This window comes from Corynebacterium sp. 2571A (assembly GCF_055700935.1).
The window spans coordinates 1-17,580 of record NZ_JASTTE010000008.1 but is presented as its reverse complement, the minus strand read 5'-3'; the positions used below and the strand labels follow the sequence as shown (position 1 = coordinate 17,580).

21 protein-coding genes, 3 tRNA genes and 1 pseudogene are annotated in these 17,580 nt (G+C 63.2%); 10 read left to right on the top strand and 15 right to left on the bottom strand.

Annotated elements, in window-relative coordinates:
- Window positions 1-31: 31 nt before the first annotated feature.
- Window positions 32-304: a cell division protein CrgA gene (gene crgA / locus QQS53_RS12395; protein WP_070767856.1), complete on the top strand. Its 273-nt coding sequence runs from the start codon at window positions 32-34 to the stop codon at window positions 302-304.
- A 65-nt stretch (window positions 305-369) separates the two neighbouring features.
- Window positions 370-720 (top strand): hypothetical protein, encoded by a 351-nt coding sequence (locus QQS53_RS12390; protein ID WP_472776100.1) that lies wholly within the window; start codon window positions 370-372, stop codon window positions 718-720.
- Between the two features lie 363 nt (window positions 721-1,083).
- Here the strand turns inward: QQS53_RS12390 and QQS53_RS12385 are convergent, their stop codons facing one another.
- From QQS53_RS12385 to QQS53_RS12370, 4 genes are all read right to left on the bottom strand, one after another.
- Window positions 1,084-1,749: a rhomboid family intramembrane serine protease gene (locus QQS53_RS12385; RefSeq protein WP_472776099.1), complete on the bottom strand. Its 666-nt coding sequence runs from the start codon at window positions 1,747-1,749 to the stop codon at window positions 1,084-1,086.
- Window positions 1,750-1,888: 139 nt separating this feature from the next.
- Window positions 1,889-2,425, bottom strand: coding sequence for a peptidylprolyl isomerase (locus QQS53_RS12380; protein ID WP_472776098.1), 537 nt, complete (start codon window positions 2,423-2,425; stop codon window positions 1,889-1,891).
- A gap of 58 nt (window positions 2,426-2,483) precedes the next feature.
- Complete coding sequence (metE, locus tag QQS53_RS12375) at window positions 2,484-4,745, bottom strand: 5-methyltetrahydropteroyltriglutamate--homocysteine S-methyltransferase (protein ID WP_472776097.1); 2,262 nt, start codon at window positions 4,743-4,745, stop codon at window positions 2,484-2,486.
- Between the two features lie 37 nt (window positions 4,746-4,782).
- A complete protein-coding gene (locus tag QQS53_RS12370; protein WP_472776096.1) occupies window positions 4,783-5,721 on the bottom strand; it encodes a methylenetetrahydrofolate reductase in 939 nt (312 codons plus the stop codon).
- A gap of 277 nt (window positions 5,722-5,998) precedes the next feature.
- On the opposite strand from QQS53_RS12370, the gene QQS53_RS12365 reads away from it, so the two are divergent.
- From QQS53_RS12365 to QQS53_RS12345, 5 genes are all read left to right on the top strand, one after another.
- On the top strand, window positions 5,999-6,796 hold the full coding sequence (locus QQS53_RS12365) for a hypothetical protein (RefSeq protein ID WP_472776095.1): 798 nt from the start codon (window positions 5,999-6,001) through the stop codon (window positions 6,794-6,796).
- A gap of 192 nt (window positions 6,797-6,988) precedes the next feature.
- Window positions 6,989-7,192, top strand: a complete 204-nt coding sequence (locus QQS53_RS12360; RefSeq protein ID WP_070767849.1) for a hypothetical protein — start codon at window positions 6,989-6,991, stop codon at window positions 7,190-7,192.
- A 20-nt stretch (window positions 7,193-7,212) separates the two neighbouring features.
- Entirely contained in the window at window positions 7,213-7,743 is a 531-nt protein-coding gene (locus tag QQS53_RS12355; protein WP_472776094.1) for a GNAT family N-acetyltransferase, read from the top strand.
- 49 nt (window positions 7,744-7,792) lie between these two features.
- Entirely contained in the window at window positions 7,793-8,662 is an 870-nt protein-coding gene (locus QQS53_RS12350) for a DODA-type extradiol aromatic ring-opening family dioxygenase (protein WP_472776093.1), read from the top strand.
- A 19-nt stretch (window positions 8,663-8,681) separates the two neighbouring features.
- Window positions 8,682-9,227, top strand: coding sequence for a DNA-3-methyladenine glycosylase (locus QQS53_RS12345; protein WP_472776092.1), 546 nt, complete (start codon window positions 8,682-8,684; stop codon window positions 9,225-9,227).
- Here QQS53_RS12345 and QQS53_RS12340 read toward each other — a convergent pair.
- The 7 genes from QQS53_RS12340 to gyrA form a co-directional block, all read right to left on the bottom strand.
- Complete coding sequence (locus QQS53_RS12340) at window positions 9,224-9,706, bottom strand: MarR family winged helix-turn-helix transcriptional regulator (protein WP_472776091.1); 483 nt, start codon at window positions 9,704-9,706, stop codon at window positions 9,224-9,226. The genes QQS53_RS12345 and QQS53_RS12340 overlap by 4 nt on opposite strands.
- 158 nt (window positions 9,707-9,864) lie before the next feature.
- A tRNA-Ala gene (locus tag QQS53_RS12335) sits at window positions 9,865-9,937 on the bottom strand.
- 65 nt (window positions 9,938-10,002) lie between these two features.
- Window positions 10,003-10,263, bottom strand: coding sequence for a hypothetical protein (locus QQS53_RS12330; protein ID WP_070767846.1), 261 nt, complete (start codon window positions 10,261-10,263; stop codon window positions 10,003-10,005).
- Window positions 10,264-10,400: 137 nt separating this feature from the next.
- A tRNA-Ala gene (locus QQS53_RS12325) sits at window positions 10,401-10,473 on the bottom strand.
- A gap of 8 nt (window positions 10,474-10,481) precedes the next feature.
- Window positions 10,482-10,558: transfer RNA gene (locus QQS53_RS12320), tRNA-Ile, on the bottom strand.
- An 86-nt stretch (window positions 10,559-10,644) separates the two neighbouring features.
- Window positions 10,645-10,980, bottom strand: coding sequence for a DUF3566 domain-containing protein (locus QQS53_RS12315; protein ID WP_472776090.1), 336 nt, complete (start codon window positions 10,978-10,980; stop codon window positions 10,645-10,647).
- Window positions 10,981-10,983: 3 nt separating this feature from the next.
- Window positions 10,984-13,539 (bottom strand): DNA gyrase subunit A, encoded by a 2,556-nt coding sequence (gyrA, locus tag QQS53_RS12310; protein ID WP_448233310.1) that lies wholly within the window; start codon window positions 13,537-13,539, stop codon window positions 10,984-10,986.
- 100 nt (window positions 13,540-13,639) lie between these two features.
- Here gyrA and QQS53_RS12305 point away from each other — a divergent pair, with 100 nt between their 5' ends.
- The 3 genes from QQS53_RS12305 to QQS53_RS12295 are packed head-to-tail and all read left to right on the top strand — an operon-like array spanning window position 13,640 to window position 14,568.
- Window positions 13,640-13,849: a CopG family transcriptional regulator gene (locus QQS53_RS12305; RefSeq protein WP_296203950.1), complete on the top strand. Its 210-nt coding sequence runs from the start codon at window positions 13,640-13,642 to the stop codon at window positions 13,847-13,849.
- Entirely contained in the window at window positions 13,846-14,115 is a 270-nt protein-coding gene (locus QQS53_RS12300; RefSeq protein ID WP_472776089.1) for a cell filamentation protein Fic, read from the top strand. Before QQS53_RS12305 ends, QQS53_RS12300 begins: the two co-directional genes overlap by 4 nt.
- A 6-nt stretch (window positions 14,116-14,121) precedes the next feature.
- Complete coding sequence (locus tag QQS53_RS12295; RefSeq protein ID WP_472776088.1) at window positions 14,122-14,568, top strand: DUF6918 family protein; 447 nt, start codon at window positions 14,122-14,124, stop codon at window positions 14,566-14,568.
- Here QQS53_RS12295 and QQS53_RS12290 read toward each other — a convergent pair.
- The 4 genes and pseudogenes from QQS53_RS12290 to QQS53_RS12275 form a co-directional block, all read right to left on the bottom strand.
- On the bottom strand, window positions 14,565-15,674 hold the full coding sequence (locus QQS53_RS12290; protein ID WP_472776087.1) for an FtsX-like permease family protein: 1,110 nt from the start codon (window positions 15,672-15,674) through the stop codon (window positions 14,565-14,567). The genes QQS53_RS12295 and QQS53_RS12290 overlap by 4 nt on opposite strands.
- Window positions 15,675-15,829: 155 nt before the next feature.
- Window positions 15,830-16,474, bottom strand: a complete 645-nt coding sequence (locus QQS53_RS12285; RefSeq protein WP_472776086.1) for an ABC transporter ATP-binding protein — start codon at window positions 16,472-16,474, stop codon at window positions 15,830-15,832.
- A 169-nt stretch (window positions 16,475-16,643) separates the two neighbouring features.
- A pseudogene (locus QQS53_RS12280) lies at window positions 16,644-16,964 on the bottom strand (recombinase family protein); the annotation flags it as partial.
- Window positions 16,965-16,982: 18 nt separating this feature from the next.
- Window positions 16,983-17,456, bottom strand: a complete 474-nt coding sequence (locus QQS53_RS12275) for a hypothetical protein (RefSeq protein ID WP_472776085.1) — start codon at window positions 17,454-17,456, stop codon at window positions 16,983-16,985.
- Between the last annotated feature and the right edge of the window lie 124 nt (window positions 17,457-17,580).

Sequence of the window (17,580 nt, the reverse complement as noted above, 5' to 3'; positions counted from 1 at the left end):
CCCCGCCCGCACACCAAAGTTAGGAAAGAACATGCCAAAGGCCAAGATTTCGAAGAACGCCCCGATCAGCTCGACCGCCAGCTCTTCCGCGAACCGCACCCCGGTCAAGATCAACTCGGAGGGCACCTCCAAGTGGTACATCGTGCTGATGCTCGGCTTGATGCTCATCGGGCTGGCCTGGATCGTGGTCAACTACCTGGCCGGCGAGCACATCCCGCTCATGCAGGAGCTCGGCCCGTGGAACTACCTCATCGGTTTCGGCCTAGCCATCATTGGTCTCCTGATGACCATGGGCTGGCGCTAAGCTTTTGCCCCGAAGGCGGCCTTTGGCCGCCTTTTTTCATGCCTTTTTCACGTAGTCTTTTGCGCATGAGCACTAACCGCGAATATCAGATGGACTACGACTGGCTGTGGGACAATCCCCCGCACAACGACGGCACCCCGGCGACGGTCCGGCTTGTTGTCACCGACGGCGAGCGCGATAGCGCCCAGGCGGCGCTGGCCGCCTTTCTGGACAGCCTCGAACGCTCCGAGGACGGCGCCTACGTCTCCGGCGGGTGGGTGGCCGCTGTCCGCTCCCGGGAGCCGCTGACCGTGGATATTACCTCCGGCGGCGAGGACGTCGCCGACGGCATCCAGGACGGCACGGAGCGCGCGTACGAGTTCTTCGGCCGGGGCACGGATCTCGGCCTGCGCTGGACGCAGCTGCCTCGCCTCTGAGATTCTCCACCGCAGAGTTCTCCACAGTGTCCCCAAGTTTTCCACCGGGGCACTCACCTGCACTTTTGTAAATTACAATAGTGTAAGCTGGGCTTTTATTGACACCGTTGGGTAAAGAGTTATCCACAGGCTGGGGATAAAAGTGTGAAAATCCGTAATTCACAGAATTTACCACAGCCTGTGGATAACTTTTCTCCCCGTTTCCACACCGGTTTAAAATTTCGAAAAATGATCGCTACGCTGGGATTTGTCATTCGAAAAACACACAAGCGTTCGGAAATTACAAAAATGTAGTTATCCACAATGTGGACAACCGGTGTGAAATCTTTTCGAACACTTGCGCGCGTGGATAACACGCCGCACCTATCCCCAAAGGCCTGCTCGCGCCACCAGTAACACGAATGCCGCCGCCGCGGTCGCTGCGACACCCCAGCCGGAGATTTTGGGGTTCCGGGCGGCTACACACAGGGCCAGCACCACGCCCACCGCGACGCCGCCCAGGTGACCCCACAGGGACACACCCGTGGCGAGGAAGGTGTAAGCGATGTTGACCACCACGAGCACGATGGGCGCGCGCAGATCGGTGCGCCTTTGGTAGTTCACGGCCACCAGGACCACCATGAGGGCGAAGAGCGCGCCGGAGGCGCCGGCGGTTGGCTGGGTGAAGGCCATCCACACGATGCTGGCCGAGGCCCCTAGCACCGCCGCCAGATAGACCAGGGCGTACCGCGCCGAACCCAGGTAGGTCTCGATCTCCCTGCCGATTAACACCAGCAGGAACATATTCACCGCCAGGTGGCCTAGCCCCAGGTGCATGAAGGCGCTGGTGACCGCCTGCCAGTAGTGCCCGGCGGAGAATTCGGGGCCCCAGAGGCTCCAGCTCAGCGCCAGCGAGGAGTGGTAGTAGCTGCCGGTCACAGACCGGGACTGGACGGCGGTGGCCAGCCACACCGCGCAGTTGACGGCCACGATCCAGGCGGTGACAGGGGCGGTGCGGTAATAGGAACGCAGGTGCTGTTGGAAGGTCATGGGAAAAGAAGGCTTTCTGTGAAACCAAGGGGCGAGAACGGGAGCGGCTTGGAGGAAGGGGCGGAAGATAGCAAAAAGCCCGCCCCGGCCGGCTGATGCGGCGGGGCGGGCGGGAGGGCTCATCGCGGGAGCCTAGAGCTTAGGCCTCGGCGATCTCCACGGATTCGATGATCACGTCTTCGCGCGGGCGGTCCATGCGGTCGGTGTCGACCTTGGCGATCTTGGACACGACGTCCTGGGACTGGGCGTCGGTGACCTCACCGAAGATGGTGTGGTGGTTGTTCAGGTGCGGGGTGGCAGCCACGGTTATGAAGAACTGGGAACCGTTGGTGCCCGGGCCGGCGTTGGCCATGGCCAGCAGGAACGGGCGATCGAACTGCAGCTCCGGGTGGAACTCATCCTGGAACTGGTAGCCGGGGCCGCCGCGGCCGGTGCCGGTCGGGTCGCCGCCCTGGATCATGAAGTTGTCGATGATGCGGTGGAAGATGGCCCCGTCGTAGAACGGGCCGGACTGCTCGCCCTTAGCGTTCTGGGTGGCGTATTCCTTGTCACCCTTGGCCAGGCCGATGAAGTTTTCTACGGTAACCGGCGCATGGTTACCGAACAAGTCAATAACAATGTCACCCAAGTTGGTGTGCAGAGTTGCTGTAGCGGTCTTCTGAGTCATGCCCGCCATTATAGATAATGAAGCAAGGGCGCGCCGCGTGCGGCGGCACGCCCTCAGCGATCGCGGGCTAGACCACGGCGTCGCGCGCGCGGACCATGTTGCGCAGGGAGGCGGTCGTCTCCTCGTAGCCGCGGGTCTTCAGGCCGCAGTCGGGGTTAATCCACAGGCGCTCCGCCGGCACGTTCTTCAGCGCCGCGCGGATGAGCTCCGCCATCTCCTCTACCGACGGCACGCGCGGCGAGTGGATGTCGTAGATGCCCGGCCCGATTTCGGAGTGGAACTTCTCGTCCAGGTCCTCGAGCAGCTCCATGCGGGAGCGGGCCGCCTCGATGGAGGTGACGTCGGCATCAAGTGCGGCCACGGCGTCGATGATCTGGCCGAACTCGGAGTAGCACAGGTGGGTGTGGATCTGCGTGGTGGGCTGGGCTTCAAGCGCCACCAGGCGGAAGGCGCGCACCGCCCAGTCCAGGTACTCGGCGCGGTCTTCCGCGCGCAGCGGGAGCAGCTCGCGCAAGGCCGGTTCATCGATCTGGATGATCCCCACCCCGGCGTCCTCTAGGTCCCGGACCTCGTCGGCCAAGGCCACGCCCAGCTGATCCGCGGAGACCGATTGCGGGACGTCGTCGCGCACGAAAGACCAGGCCAGGATGGTCACCGGGCCGGTGAGCATCCCCTTGACGGGGCGCTCGGTCAGCGACTGCGCGTACGAGGTCCACTCCACGGTCATGGGCGCCGGGCGGGAGATGTCCCCGACGACTATCGGCGGGCGGGTGCAGCGGGAGCCGTAGGACTGCACCCAGCCGTTTTCGGTGACCACGAAGCCGTCGAGCAGCTCCGCGAAGTACTGGACCATGTCGTTGCGCTCGGCCTCGCCGTGGACCAACACGTCCAAGCCCAGTTCCTCTTGCAGGGCCACCACGCTGGCGATTTCCTGCTTGAGGGCGTCCGTGTAGGCGGCGTCGCTGAGCTCGCCGGCGTTGTGCTTCGCGCGGGCCGCCCGGATCTCCGGCGTCTGCGGGAAGGAGCCGATGGTGGTCGTCGGCAGCGGCGGCAGGTTGAGCAGCTCCTTCTGGGCGCGGTTGCGCTCAGCAAAGGCGGGCTCGCGGCTGACGGCCCCGTGCGGCAGGGCCGCGGTGCGGGCCTGCACGTCCGCGTTGTGGGTGCGGGTGGATTCGGCGCGGGTGCGCACGGCGCGATCGGCCTTGGCGAAGGCCTGCGGGGCCGCCTCCGGCCCGGCTGCGAGTGCGACGACCTCGGCGATCTTCTCATCCGCGAAGGAGAACCAGCCGGCCACGTCCACAGGCAGGTTCTTTTCGGCCTCCACGGTGTGCGGCACGTGCTGCAGGGAAACCGAGGTGGACACCGATGCCCCGGGCAGCCGCTCGAACTTCTCCCGCAGGTCGTGCAGGTTGGCCGCCCAAACGTTGCGCCCGTCCACCAGCCCGGCCACCAGGTGGGTCTTGGCCGCCAGCTTTGCCACCCGGTCGAGGTAGTCCGGCTCCTGGCCGAGCGTGCCCACGCTGAGATCCACCTGCACGGCCTCCGGGGCCAGATCCCCCAAGACGTCGAGGCTCGCGCGGGCCGCGCCGTACGGGGTGGTCAGGTAGACGTTCGGGCGGGCCTGCGTGCCCAGGATGGCGCGGTAGGCCTCGGCCAGGTGAGCGGCTAGTTCGGAGTCGCTGGCCACCGCCAGATCCGCTACCACGGCGGGCTCGGCCAGCTGGACCCATTCCACGCCTTTGACGTGCAGGGCTGCCAGCAGCTCCTGGTAGACGACGACCAGCTCCGCTAGGCGCTCCAGGGGCTGTTTGGTCGCGCCCTCGGCCGGCTTCGACAAGGCCAGCAGCGTGACGGGGCCGACGAGGTAGGGGCGGACGGTGTGGCCGGCCTGGCGGGCCTCGTCCACCAGCTTCAGCAGGCGGTCCGGGTGGGCGCTAAAGCTCTGGTCGTCGGCGATCTCCGGGACGATGTAGTGGTAGTTGGTATCAAACCACTTGGTCATCTCCAGCGGCGCCTTGTCGGCGTTGCCGCGGGCGAGGGTGAACTCATCGTCCAGCGTCAGCCCCTGCACCGCGCCGACGGTCAGGGCGGTTTCCAGCACCTGGTCGTAGTAGGCCACGTCCGCCGGGATGGCGTAGTCCTCGTTCAGGCCCAGGTCTTTCAGGCGGGCGTAGGTGTCCAGGCGCAGCGAATGGGCGGCGGATTCGAAGCTGGCCTCGTCGATCCGCCCGGCCCAGTAGGCCTCGAGGGCCTTCTTGAGCTCGCGGTTCGCACCGACGCGGGGATAGCCCTCGATGGTCGCGGCGGGAAATTTCTTCGGTGAAGTCATGGTGGTGTTCTCCTTAAATTTTCGTTCTGATTGCGGTTTAGGCGGCGGCGATGCCCACCCGGTCCAGCAGGTCCTGGGTCACGGCGGCGTTGTTGTGGGTATAGACGTGCAACCCGCCCGCGCCCCCGGCCAAGACCTCACGGGCCAGCTGGGCGGTCAGCTCCAGGCCGATCTCGTGCTCCTCGGCCGGGTCCCGCGCCTGGGCGAGGCGGTTGACTACGGACGCCGGAACGGGCAGGCCGGTGAGCTCGCCCATGCGCGCCAGGCGCTTGGCGCTGGTCATGGGCATGATGCCCGGGATGAGCGGGATGTTCACCCCGGCCAGGTGGGCGCGCTCGGCGAAGCGGTGGTAATCGTCCGCGTCGAAGAAGAGCTGGGTGATGGCGAAGTCGGCGCCGCAGCGCTGCTTGGTCAACAAGACGTCGATGTCCTCGTCGGCGTTGCGGGATTCGGCGTGCCCCTGCGGGTAGCAGGCCACGCCGACGGCCAGGCGCCCGGCGGCGAAGCGGGCGGCCTGGGACTGCTCCCACTCGCGGACCAGCCGCACCAGGTCGTCGGCGTGCGGCAGGTAGCCCTCCGGCAGGGAAGTCTGCCCCGGGGCGAGGTCGCCGCGCAGGGCCAGCAGCCCGCGCACGCCGGCGTCGACGAGCGTGTCGATCCAGTCGATGAGCTCCGCGCGGGTGCCGGCGGTGCAGGCCAGGTGCGCGAGCGGGCGCATCTGGGTGCGCTGGGCGATGCGCTCGATGAAGGCGGCGGTGCCGCGCAGCCAGCCGGAGCGCTGGGAACTGGTGACCGCGATGTAGTCGGGGCGGTAGGAGCTCAAGGCTTCGAGCAGGCCGTTGACCTTGGCGGCATCCGCGTCGTGGCGCGGCGGGATGACTTCGAAGGACAGGGCGGTGCGCTGTGGCGCCGGCGCCGGGTAGACCTGCAGCTCGTTTTGGTCTAGTGGCGCGGAAGCGGACATCCGGGGGACCACGGTGACCTCCTCTGCTGGTAGTGGGCTTGTGCTTAGCGAAAAATGTACCAAGCTGTTCATTTTTGACACTAGCGTTTTTCAAACGTATTACCTTTAAAACCGCAGTAGCTGTAGCGATTTCCGATTTTCGGGTGAATAAAACGCGGCCCGAAATGAACCAAGCGGTCTATCTGCGGCTGTGTTCTCGCCCCCTCCTATTGCCGCCCCGCCCAAAAGTTCACTACGCTGGACTAGGCTGGACTAGGAACGATTAATAACCCTTTACTTAGGAGAAACCATGAATCTTGGCAGCTTGAACGTGGCCTACCGAGTCGGTTCGTCCCTGTGGAACCAGTTCGCTGAGTTCCGGGACGAAAAGGCCCGCCAGGCTTACGACGCTTTAGAGGAGGCCGCGGACAAGGTGGACAACCACACCCAGGACTGGTTCCCCGAGTCCCGCAAGGAAGCCGGCCGCGTGACCCAGGCCGCCCACTCCCGCCTGGAGCGCGCCCTCGAAGACATCAAGTCCCAGGCGAACGACGCCCAGGACAAGGCCAAGGATAAGACCGAGACCGCCACGGCCAACCTGCGCAAGTCCGCCACCGAGGCCCGCAAGAAGTCCCAGAAGAAGGCCAACCAGCTGGAGCGCCGCGCCCAGGACTCCCGCAAGTCCGCCGCCAAGGCCGCCAAGAAGGCCCGCAAGCAGGCGGCCAGGAAGCAGAAGAAGCAGAACCGTTCCGCGTTCTGGCCGATCGCTGCGGTCGTGGCCGCGGTGGCCGCCATCGGCGGCGGCGTCTACTACTGGCTGCGCCGCAACGACACCCCGTCGGAGCAGCCGCCGCGCGTCGAGGAATTCGGCGGCAACGAGCAGACCGCCGGCTCCACGCTGGTCTACACCTCGACCACGGAGAAGCCGGTGTCCACCCAGGTGGAAGAAGGCGTGGTCGACCGCGACGAGGAGCTGCTCGGCTCCCTGGACGCCCAGCTGGCCAACCACCAGGCGGAGACCGCTGAGCGCCCGGAGGAGGACACCGCCCGCCTGACCGACGACTCGGATAACGAGGGCAAGCACCGCCTGCGCGAGGATGAGGACTAGTCCTTTCACCCCCGCAGCTTCCGCCACTCCCGCGAAGTGAAGTACACGGTTGTACTTACTTTCGGGGGTGGCTTCTTTATTGCATAGATCTCATTCGGACCTTCTAATTAGATTCTTTAGCGCCCCGGACAGTAGTTTATGGACAACAACGTTGTGCACTTCGATCGGTCGGGAGCAAGGAGCTTCAGCTAGATGAGTATTGAATCTTTGACGGTAAAACTTACTAACGGGGAGACTTTTTACTTTACTGCGGGGCCGATAGTCGGGGATCCGTCGAACCGGGTGGAAAACCTGCGCTTTGCGATTGAGAACGACACCGTGTTCCGCTCCGTGGACGAGTCCGGGGTGGCCCGCGAATTCGCTGGCCACGAGGTGGCCAACTACCACCTGGCCTAGCGCAGCCTACAATGGTGCGCATGGGCTCTCAGACACAGGATGACAAGCTAAACCAGAATTCTGACCAGCTGCAGATCGAGCTGCGGGCGACTCAGGAATCGGATCGCACCTACATCGCGCGCCTGAATTTCTTGACCGATACTTTCGGGGACGAATTCGGCGAGATCTCTGAGCATTTCGATAAGGATTACGAGTACTACGTAGCGGCGTGGAACCCGAACGAGGGCGGGTTCATCGCCTGGGACGCCTATGTCCCGGCCGGGGGCGTGTGGCTGATGTGGGGCACGGAAGAAAGCCACGGCTTCGGCCACGCCGAGGAGGGCATCCCGGAGCTCGCGCTCGCGGTGGAGGGCCGCTACAAGGGCCAAGGAATTGGCACCTCGCTCATCCAAGCCGCCACCGAGCTGGCCCGCAAGCTGGGGACTCCGGGCATCTCCCTGGCGGTGGATCCGGACAACCCCCGCGCCCACCGGCTCTACCAGTACCTGGGCTTTGAGCAAGAGGGCGAGCGCAACGGCCACCTGATTCTCGTCAAACGCTTTACAGATTAAGTATTCCTGAGCTAGACTTACTTTACACTTTAAGTAAAGGAGAGTCCCCATGCCCACCCTCGCCGAAGAATTCAACCCCGCCCGCCCGGCCGGCGCCATCTACGATCTGCGCGAACGCGCCCTCCCCGAGACCCACCTGCACCGCCGGTGGGAGCCCGCCGACGGCCCCCTGCCGGCCCTGTTCATTAGCCACGGCGCCCCGCCGGCGCTGGGCAACCACGGCTGGATGAACGACCTCTACGACTGGTCGCGCTCCCTGCCGAAGCCGCGGGCCATCGTGGTGGTCTCCGCGCACTGGGAAAACGCGCCGGTGGCCATCAACGCCACAGCGGCCGATGCCCCACTGTTCTACGACTTCTCCGGCTTCGACCCGGAGTACTTCACCCTGCGCTACCCCACCCCGGACGCCGGCGAGCTCGCCCAACGCGTCGCGGGCCTGCTGGGTTACCAGCCGGTCCACCAGTTCGCGGACCGCGGCTTGGACCACGGCGCCTTTATCCCGCTGATGGCCATGTACCCGGCCGGCGACGTGCCCGTCGTGCAGGTCTCCATGCCCAGCCTGAACCCGCAAGACCTGCTGGACCTGGGCGAGAAGCTGCGCCCGCTGCGCGCGGAGGGCATCCTGGTCATCGGCAGCGGGTACATGACCCACTCCTTCGCGGTCTTCCGCAATCCCGAGCTCTCCGGCCACCTCGACGCCTTCGACGAGTGGGCCGCGGCCAACATCCACTCCGGCAACGTGGACTCCCTGACCGACTACCTGCACCAGGGCCCAGGCGCGCGGATTGCCCACCCCACCGCCGATCACTACGTCCCGCTGCTGCTGGCGATAGGCGCGGCCAACGACCCCACCAGCGCCCGCACGGTCTTTACCCGCAAGGGCCTGGGCAACCACATCCGCTCGATCGAGGTCTACTAGCCTCTATTAGTCTGGGGCCATGATTGATTTCTCCGCCCCCGCCGACGTGGTCGCCCCGCAGCTTTTGGGCTGCATCTTTCACTTCGGCGGCGTGGCGGTCCGGCTTACCGAGGTCGAGGCCTATCTGGGCACCGAGGACCCGGCCGCGCACACCTTTCGCGGCAAGACCCCGCGGAACGCGACCATGTTCGGCCCGCCGGGCAGACTGTACGTCTACGCCTCCTACGGCATCCACCGCAACGGCAACATCGTCTGCGCGCCGGAAGGCACCGGCCAGGGCTGCCTGCTGCGCGCCGGCGAGGTGGTCGCCGGCCAAGAACTAGCCTATTCCCGCCGCGGCGAGACCGATTTTTATAACCTCGCGCGCGGGCCGGGCAACCTCGGCCAGGCCCTAGGCTTCACGCTCGAGGACAACTCCTCCCCCGTCGAGCTGGAGCCCCGCGCGGCCGAGCCCGAATGGGTGGCCGGGCCGCGGATTGGAATTTCGAAGAACCAGCAGGCGCCCTACCGCTTCTGGATCCCCTGGGATAAAAGCGTGTCCCGCCGGCGCGGCTACCCGGCCTAGAAGCGCCCGCCGAAGCGGGGGTCTTCCTCGATGGCCTTAATAATGCGGTTGTTCACCTGCGTCATGGTGCGGATCTGGGAGCGGGTGAGCTTGTCCGCGACTACCGCTCGGGCCTGGCGGGCGTGCCCCGGGGCGCTGGCGACGACCTTGTCCCAGCCGGCATCGGTGAGCTTGGCAAAGGTGGTGCGCCCGTCGTTGGGATCCGGGAAACGCTCGACCCAGCCCTTCTTCTCCAGCCGGGTGACCACCTGGCTCAGGCGCGACAGGGAGCCGTTGGCGGTAATGGCCAGCTCCCGCATGCGCATGCGGCGCTCCGGGGCCTCAGACAGGCGAGACATCACCGTGTAATCGAAGAAGCTCAGTCCCGCGTCCTCCCGCAGCTGGGCGTCGAGGACAGCAGTCAGCCGGATGTTGACGGCCATGAGGGACATGAAGGCTTCCAGCTCTTCCTCGTCGAGCCACTGCGGTTCTTCGTTCATGCACCGTATTGTAGTCGGGAAACACAACGCTTAAAAGCTGAAGCGAATATATTTCTCAGCAATTTCTCCATCCGCCCCAAAAAGCACGGGCAGCACGGTAAAAAATAAGGACCTGACCCCGGAAAACCACGTTTCCGGTGTCAGGTCCTGCACGGTAGTGGAGCTAAGGGGAATCGAACCCCTGACCTTCGCATTGCGAACGCGACGCTCTACCAACTGAGCTATAGCCCCGTTATGTCTTTAAAGCGTACTCCGGTGGGGCCGGTGCCTAAAAATCGGGGCGCCCAGCTGCGACTTTAGGCGAATTCGGGAAGCGGCTTTAGGCGCATGTGGGTGGCCTTGACGTCTTCGCCGTAGCCCATCTCATCGATGTGGTTGGCGGCGTCCTGGAGAGTGCGCATGACCAGCTCGCGGGCGGCGTCGTAATCGTCGAAGGTATCCAGGATCTCCAGATCCTGGTCACTGCGCTGGGAGACCACCACGTAACGGGAGCCGGCGGGCGCCTCCACCCGCAGCTTGGTCTCGGCAAACGGATGGTTGAAATAGAACTCGGCCATGATAATTGTCCTGCACTCTCTGCCGCGCACGGCATAAGGTTTTCATTAATCGGTGAACACCAGACTAGTACGATCCTCGGGACCGGGCAGGGAAAGAAGAAACGCCAGGCGGTTTCGCCTGGCGTTTGTGGTGATTGTGGAGCATAGGAGAATCGAACTCCTGACCTCCTGCTTGCAAAGCAGGTGCTCTACCAATTGAGCTAATGCCCCATGTTCCGTGGTGGGCCTAGCTGGAATCGAACCAGCGACCTCATCGTTATCAGCGATGCGCTCTAACCGACTGAGCTATAGGCCCCTGTGTGGAACGACTATGAACTTTACATACCCCCTTCAACCTTTAGCAAATCGCCAGGTCGAAGAGGGTATTCACGGAAAGTTTACCTAGTCATCGAAGTCGCAAGTAAACCCACCGAAAAGCTCCGCGATGGCGTTGTAGATAATCGCTATCACCGGAACGAAAATGGCCACCAAGATAGCCATGATGGCGCCCACGAGGGCGCAGGCGGAAAAGACTACGCCGAAGGTGACATGAAAATCACCGCCCACGTCACCGACCAGCGCGTTGACCGAGTCCCAGATGCCCGCGGCAGCCATACCGAAGTAGAGCAGGGTCACGGCCAGCAACCAGGCGATGAGCCCGACCAGGGCCATCGCCATGCCCACCTTGAAGGCGGAGACCGGTGCGATGCGCGAAAGCGTTACTTCCCGTCGTGCCATGTATTACTCCTCGTCCTTGGCGGAATCGTTCGCCTTGAGCTGTTCGGCCTGTACGTCTTCCACGGTCTTTTCGCCCTTAGCTACCGCTTTGGCTTCTTCTTCGCCGCTTTCCTCGACGTTGCGGTCGATGGCCAAAAGCTCCACGCCGTCGGCCAGGTTGACCAGGCGCACGCCCATAGTAGCGCGCGAGGACGGGCGGATCTGGTTGACCTCGGTACGGACCACGCCGCCAGCGGAGGTGATGGCGAAGATCTCGTCTTCCTCATCCACCGAGATGGCGGCGATGAGCTTGCCGCGCTTCGGGTTGTACTTGAAGGTCATCACGCCCATGCCACCGCGGCCCTGCGGGCTGTATTCCTCGATGGCGGTGCGCTTGCCGTAGCCGCCGGAGGTGGCCACCAGCAGGAACTCGCCGTCGTGGACGACGGACATGGACAGCAGCTGGTCGTCGCCCTTGAAGCGCATGCCCTTCACGCCGGCGGTCGCGCGCCCCATCGGGCGCAGCTGGTCGTCGTCGGCGGTGAAGCGAATTGCCTGGCCCTGCTCCGAGGTGAGCAGGATGTCGTCGCCTTCGCCCACCAGGGACGCGCCGATCAGCGCATCGCCTTCGTTCAGGTTGATGGCGATGAGCCCGGCCGAGCGCGCGGACTCGTAGTCGGTCAGTCGGGACTTCTTGACCCGGCCCTGCTGGGTGGCCAGCACCAGGTACGGGGCGTCCTCGTAGGACTGGATCTGGATGATCTGGGCGATCTTTTCCTCCGGCTGGAACTCCAGCAGGTTGGCCACGTGCTGGCCGCGGGCAGCGCGGCCGGCCTCCGGCAGCTCGTAGGCCTTGAGGCGGTAGACCCGGCCGAAGTTGGTGAAGAACAGGATCCAGTCGTGGGTGGAGCAGATGAAGAAGTTCTTGACGATGTCGTCCTGCTTCAGCTCCGCGCCGCGCACGCCCTTGCCGCCGCGCTTCTGGGCCTTGTAGGAATCTACCTTGGTGCGCTTGGCGTAGCCGGTGCCGGTGATGGTAACCACGACGTTTTCGCGGGCGATGAGGTCTTCGTCCGTGACGTCGCCGGTCGCGGCAACGATCTGGGTGCGGCGCTCGTCGCCGTACTTTTCCACGATCTCGGCGAGCTCGTCGTGCACGATCTGGCGCTGGCGGGTCTCGTTGGCCAGGATGTCCTTCAGGTCGGCGATGACTTCTTCGATCTCGGCCAATTCGTCGACGATCTTCTGGCGCTCCAGGGCGGCCAGTCGGCGCAGCTGCATAGCCAGGATGGCGTCTGCCTGGACGTCGTCCACGTCCAACAGGGACTTCAGGCCCTCGCGGGCCTCGTCCACGGTGGGGCTGCGGCGGATGAGGGCGATGACCTCGTCCAGCATGTCGAGGGCCTTGACCAGACCGCGCAGGATGTGGGCGCGCTTCTCGGCCTCGTCCAGGCGGTACTGGGTACGCCGGACGATGACCTCGATCTGGTGGGCGACGTAGTAGGACAGCATCTGATCCAGGCGCAGGGTGCGCGGCACGCCATCGACGATGGAGAGCATGTTCGCGCCGAAGGAGGTCTGCAGCTGGGAGTGCTTGTAGAGGTTGTTGAGGACCACGCGAGCCACGGCGTCGCGCTTGAGGGTGACGACAATGCGCATGCCCACGCGGTCGGAGGACTCGTCCTCAATCTTGGAGATGCCGGCGATCTTGCCGTTGGCCACGGACTCCGCGACGTTGGAGATGAGATTATCCGGGTTGACCTGGTAGGGCAGCTCGGTAATGACGATGGTCTGGCGGGAGCCGTGCTCCTCGATGCTGGTCACGCCGCGCATGCGGATGGAACCGCGGCCGGTGGTGTAGGCATCCTTGATGCCGTTGTCGCCCACAATCAGGCCGGCGGTCGGGAAATCCGGGCCCTTCACGCGCTCCATGCAGGCGGCCAGGGCTTCTTCCTCGCTGGCGTTCGGGTTATCCAGCAGCCAGTAGATGGCCTCGGCCAGCTCGTTGAGGTTGTGCGGCGGGATGTTGGTGGCCATGCCCACGGCGATACCGCCGGAGCCGTTCATCAGCAGGTTCGGCACGCGGGACGGCAAAACGTCCGGCTCCGAGGTCTTACCGTCGTAGTTCGGGGAGAAGTCGACGGTGTTTTCGCGGATGTCGCGGACCATTTCCATGGCCAGCGGCGTCATCTTACACTCGGTGTAACGCATGGCGGCCGGGCCGTCGTTACCGCGGGAACCGAAGTTGCCCTGGCCGTCAACCAGCGGGTAGCGCATGTTCCAGGACTGCGCCAGGCGGACCAAGGTGTCGTAAATGGCGGAGTCGCCGTGGGGGTGGAACTGGCCCATGGTGTCAGAGACCGGGCGGGCGGACTTCACGTAGCCGCGCTCCGGGCGGTAGCCGGAGTCGAACATCGCGTAGAGGATGCGGCGGTGCACCGGCTTCAGGCCGTCGCGGACCTCCGGGAGGGCACGGCCGACGATGACGGACATGGCGTAGTCGATATAACTCGACTCCATCTCCTGGTTAATATCAATCGGAAAAATCCGATCGAAATCTTCATTATTGTTGTCACTCATAACCACCTATTGTACTGGGACAAAGGCGCAGACAGGCATTCACGGGCCCAGAATGTCCCGAAAAGGTCATATCTGGTATCACGGTGATACCATTTCGGGCATGGCCATGACCTTGCGACTGTCCCCCGATCAAGACCACGCGCTGACCCTGCTGGCGTCCGCGTGGGGCACCTCCAAACACGAGGCCGTCGTCCGCGCCGTGACTTTGGCGGCCGCCCGCACGCTTAACGATGCCGCCGTCCAGGACCTCGCCCGCTCCTTGCTGCCCGGCCGCGCCCAGCTGGAATCCGAAATCCGGTCCACCCGATGAGCCCGGAACAGCTGCTGCTCGTCGCCCGCGAATACCAGCGCCTGCACCCGGCGACCCGCGTGAACAATTTCGCGGCACTGGCCGCGGCCTCAGCCGCCGCCCACGCCCACATCGACGGCATCGCCGTGCACGCCACTGACCTGGCCGCCGCCCGCGCCCTGCGCACCTGCCTGCGCGCCTTCCCGGCGCTCAACACCGGCAACGAGGAATTCGCCGAACTCAGCGCGCGCGTCTTCCTGCGCGCTCGGGAGCAACCGGTAGATTGATCTTCTATGACCGCAACCAATCTCTCTCCCCTGCTCAAAGAGCCCCGCCGGAACTCCACCGTCTCCGACCTGGAAAAGCTGGCGGATAAGATCATCGATAGCCAGGCCGGCATCAGCGGCTTTGCCTTGAAGGCCGCCCTCAAGGCGGCCACGAAGGTCCGCCCCAACGTCCTGGCCCAGGCCATCGACCGGCTGCTGCCCGACGTGCTGGGCGAGCTGGAGGCCTACTGGCAGGAGTTCAGCGACAGCAACTCCGACGACTTCGGCGTCTTCCTGTCCCCGCGCAGCCAGCAAGTCACGGACAGCCTGCTGGCCGTGGCCGACCAACACGCCGACAGGGTCAACAACGCCACCCTCACCAAGGCCTACCAGAGCCTGCGGGGCAAGGCCGCCGGCCTGCTGGAGCCCTACGTCACCGACATGGGACAGATCCTGCAGCGAAACCTGGGTTAGCACGCGCGGCTAACCGCAATTCTTATCGCTGCGTTCACCAGGAACATCGCTCCCATCACGATGATGAAGGGGCTCCACCACAGCTGGCTCCACCAACCCGAAGGGAAAAAACCATGACTCAGGGAGGCCTGGAGGGGTGCGACGACGATAATACCCAGCACCAAGACGGTAAGAGCCGTTGCTGCTGTTAGATATGCCGCCTCCCACACTTGGAGGATGGAGTGCTCGCCGCATCCCGCTCCGGATAGGAACAAGCCGCGAGCATCCCTGCTTATTCGGCGCCGCAAGAGCAAGGGGATGACGCAGGCAGCCACAAGCGCGGGCCCCAACACTGGAGCCAGGACGACGACAAAAACGCCAGGACTGCTATAGCTTGCGCCCTGCTCTGCGCCCCCAATCCGGAGCGCCGAACCAACGCCGAAAAACAACGTGCCGATTAACACCCACGGCATGATCTGCGGGGCCGCAAAACGCACCCGGGCCCGCAGGTTGGCAGCCGCGAGCTGTGCCGCAGGCCCCGCCATCCGTCCCGCGCGGGTCAACTGCATGAGGGACGGTACCAACCATCCCCCGAGGACGACGAAAGCCATAATAAGGCCCATTCCCCAGGACATCACCTCGTCCGGCTCAGTGATCTTCCTAGCTACGGCCGGATAGATTAAGGCGGCAAACAAGCCGTAGGCGATAACCGCACGGCCGACCCGCCAGGTTCTCGCCCACGGACCAGCCTCCGTTTCTGGGAAAGGCGGGACACGAGCCGGATCTCTCCGTGCGACCCGCCATAGTGGCAACCACCCGCCGACGATTCCTGCACCGGCGCAGACCCACGTTGCAATAGCTTCCGCGGGAAAATCTTCGGAAGGGTTACCGAGCGGGATTCCGTCGGCACGCAACTGCTCCAGCGCGGGCTCGACAAACCAGTGGGCCTGCTGGGCGCCTAGGAAAGCCCCGAAGAGGCACACGGCCATGATGAGCACGCCCAACAGGGTAAAAACCAGCCATCCTGGCATCCCGATAAGCTTCCAACGCGCAAAGGTATATGCTCGCTCGGTGATAATCAGCCGAAGCTGTGAGAAGCTCACTGCCACAATCACCAGTACCGCCATGCCCAAGATGCTGCCACCCAGGGCACCAGCCTCATCACCGCCGGCATCCAAGAGCGACAGGGCTAGTGCAGCGCTTAATCCTCCCATCGCCATGGACACCGCGACCGCCACCCAGGACCAAGCGCTAGCGACGAATTCACTGTACAAGACATAGGCTATTCCGCGTCCCATGCTGACACCCTCCCCAAATCGATGATCCGGTCGGCCCGTGCAGCGGCTGCCTGGGAGTGAGTCACCATCACCACGGTGCTGCCCTGCTGGGCAGCTTGTCCTAAACAGTCCAAGACCGCGGACGCACTCGTATCATCGAGGGCCCCGGTGGGCTCATCAGCAAAGATATAGGGAACTTCCGCGATGACCGCTCGGGCAACGGCTACCCGCTGCTGCTGGCCTCCCGATAGCTGATGCGGTAAGCGTTCCTTCAGACTTTCTATCCCCAGCAGCCGGAATGTGCGGTCGACGACCGCCTTACTCACTTTCCGGCCGATGAGGCGGCTAGTCAACTCCGAGTTGTGTCGTACGTTAAGCGCCTCGAGGAGGTTGTAATCCTGGAAAATGAAGGCACGTTGCCGGCGGCTCGGGGCATTGATGGCACCGCTGGTCGGGGTATCCAATCCCGACAGTAGGTTGAGCAGCGTGGTTTTCCCGGAGCCAGACGGCCCGACAACGGCCACGAACTCACCCGGGGCTATGTCTAAGTCGAGGTTCGCAAAAACCATCTGCGACCCGAATTTCTTGGTTATTGTCCTTGCGTGTAGCCCAGGTGACGCATCCGCCTGGGGCTTCGTTGTCTTCTGCATGGTTACAAGTTCACTCCGCGGCAGCCGGATAAAACAGGGCGCTAGGTGGCCTAGTTGTTGGGGAGTTAGCTCTACTGTGCTGGCGGCTAAAACCTAATAAGCTTTCTAAGCATCATGGAGCACTCATCAGTCTTCGCCGGATTTCATCCCGCACCGTGGAAACTCGTAGCTAGCGGGCATACGTGGCGTGCGCTAGTGCTGCTTTCGACTCTCCCGCCAAAACACGCCGTTTAATCTCCGCTACCTGGCTCGGGCTTAGGGCGGGTATGCGGCCTTTGTACTTGCCGGCCTTTTCGCCAACGCAATCCCCTTCGCCTAGCGCTCACGAATAATGGCCCGCTCACACTCCGCAAAGCTACCGAGGATCCAGCATTAAATTTGCACGCGAGTCCGTGGTCTCTATCGCAAACGTGAGATTCTCGTGCAGGAAAGTAACAGTAATACCCTTGCCGGTAAGTTCATCAACGATGCCGCGAAGGTCCGTATATGAACTAATTTTGCTCCTACTTTACAAGAGCTTCTCTAAAGGAAAATCCTTACTGATCCAGATTCTTTCCTTGGCACGCTCATTTAAGTCCTCATAGTAGCTTAAGAAATCTCCGATGGACTGCGCCTTTGCATCTGCAGCTTCCTTTCCTCCAGCCCATACAATTTTGTCCGGCTCGGAAAAATCTGCTTTAAGGATTGGATAGTCGCCAGCTAATGTATCGAAAACAATTGAATCGGCGATTTCCTCGTATAAATAAGGTGACCATACATAACGCTGGTAGCCAGCCTCATACCCTACAATTGCCGTCCGTTTTAGGGCTTTAATGCGGAGGGTAAGGGCGATCTCGAAATGAGAAGGACATTGCTCTATGAATAATGGAGCTATGTCTGTCTTGCTTTTATAGCTGTTTTCGTTAACTATCCATTTGTCTAGTGCCACCGACAACTTTATTGCTAATCGGTCAATATCGATTTGTTCGATATTTATCCACATAGATCTTCCATTCCGCACTTCAGAAGCTTGAAGCGTCCTGGGTTTAGTGAGGTTACCCTCGTTTAGTGTACACCCTATTTGTGCGGATCTTGTGTCCGTAGGAGAGGATGTTCATTGTGAGTCA

What these genes read in the sequence shown, in the direction of transcription:
- crgA (WP_070767856.1), top strand. Translation starts at nt 32, where the DNA reads ATGCCAAAGGCCAAGATTTCGAAGAACGCCCCGATCAGCTCGACCGCC.
- QQS53_RS12390 (WP_472776100.1), top strand. Translation starts at nt 370, where the DNA reads ATGAGCACTAACCGCGAATATCAGATGGACTACGACTGGCTGTGGGAC.
- QQS53_RS12385 (WP_472776099.1), bottom strand. Translation starts at nt 1,749, where the DNA reads ATGACCTTCCAACAGCACCTGCGTTCCTATTACCGCACCGCCCCTGTC.
- QQS53_RS12380 (WP_472776098.1), bottom strand. Translation starts at nt 2,425, where the DNA reads ATGGCGGGCATGACTCAGAAGACCGCTACAGCAACTCTGCACACCAAC.
- metE (WP_472776097.1), bottom strand. Translation starts at nt 4,745, where the DNA reads ATGACTTCACCGAAGAAATTTCCCGCCGCGACCATCGAGGGCTATCCC.
- QQS53_RS12365 (WP_472776095.1), top strand. Translation starts at nt 5,999, where the DNA reads ATGAATCTTGGCAGCTTGAACGTGGCCTACCGAGTCGGTTCGTCCCTG.
- QQS53_RS12360 (WP_070767849.1), top strand. Translation starts at nt 6,989, where the DNA reads ATGAGTATTGAATCTTTGACGGTAAAACTTACTAACGGGGAGACTTTT.
- QQS53_RS12355 (WP_472776094.1), top strand. Translation starts at nt 7,213, where the DNA reads ATGGGCTCTCAGACACAGGATGACAAGCTAAACCAGAATTCTGACCAG.
- QQS53_RS12350 (WP_472776093.1), top strand. Translation starts at nt 7,793, where the DNA reads ATGCCCACCCTCGCCGAAGAATTCAACCCCGCCCGCCCGGCCGGCGCC.
- QQS53_RS12345 (WP_472776092.1), top strand. Translation starts at nt 8,682, where the DNA reads ATGATTGATTTCTCCGCCCCCGCCGACGTGGTCGCCCCGCAGCTTTTG.
- QQS53_RS12340 (WP_472776091.1), bottom strand. Translation starts at nt 9,706, where the DNA reads ATGAACGAAGAACCGCAGTGGCTCGACGAGGAAGAGCTGGAAGCCTTC.
- QQS53_RS12330 (WP_070767846.1), bottom strand. Translation starts at nt 10,263, where the DNA reads ATGGCCGAGTTCTATTTCAACCATCCGTTTGCCGAGACCAAGCTGCGG.
- QQS53_RS12315 (WP_472776090.1), bottom strand. Translation starts at nt 10,980, where the DNA reads ATGGCACGACGGGAAGTAACGCTTTCGCGCATCGCACCGGTCTCCGCC.
- gyrA (WP_448233310.1), bottom strand. Translation starts at nt 13,539, where the DNA reads ATGAGTGACAACAATAATGAAGATTTCGATCGGATTTTTCCGATTGAT.
- QQS53_RS12305 (WP_296203950.1), top strand. Translation starts at nt 13,640, where the DNA reads ATGGCCATGACCTTGCGACTGTCCCCCGATCAAGACCACGCGCTGACC.
- QQS53_RS12300 (WP_472776089.1), top strand. Translation starts at nt 13,846, where the DNA reads ATGAGCCCGGAACAGCTGCTGCTCGTCGCCCGCGAATACCAGCGCCTG.
- QQS53_RS12295 (WP_472776088.1), top strand. Translation starts at nt 14,122, where the DNA reads ATGACCGCAACCAATCTCTCTCCCCTGCTCAAAGAGCCCCGCCGGAAC.
- QQS53_RS12290 (WP_472776087.1), bottom strand. Translation starts at nt 15,674, where the DNA reads ATGGCGGTACTGGTGATTGTGGCAGTGAGCTTCTCACAGCTTCGGCTG.
- QQS53_RS12285 (WP_472776086.1), bottom strand. Translation starts at nt 16,474, where the DNA reads ATGCAGAAGACAACGAAGCCCCAGGCGGATGCGTCACCTGGGCTACAC.
- QQS53_RS12275 (WP_472776085.1), bottom strand. Translation starts at nt 17,456, where the DNA reads ATGTGGATAAATATCGAACAAATCGATATTGACCGATTAGCAATAAAG.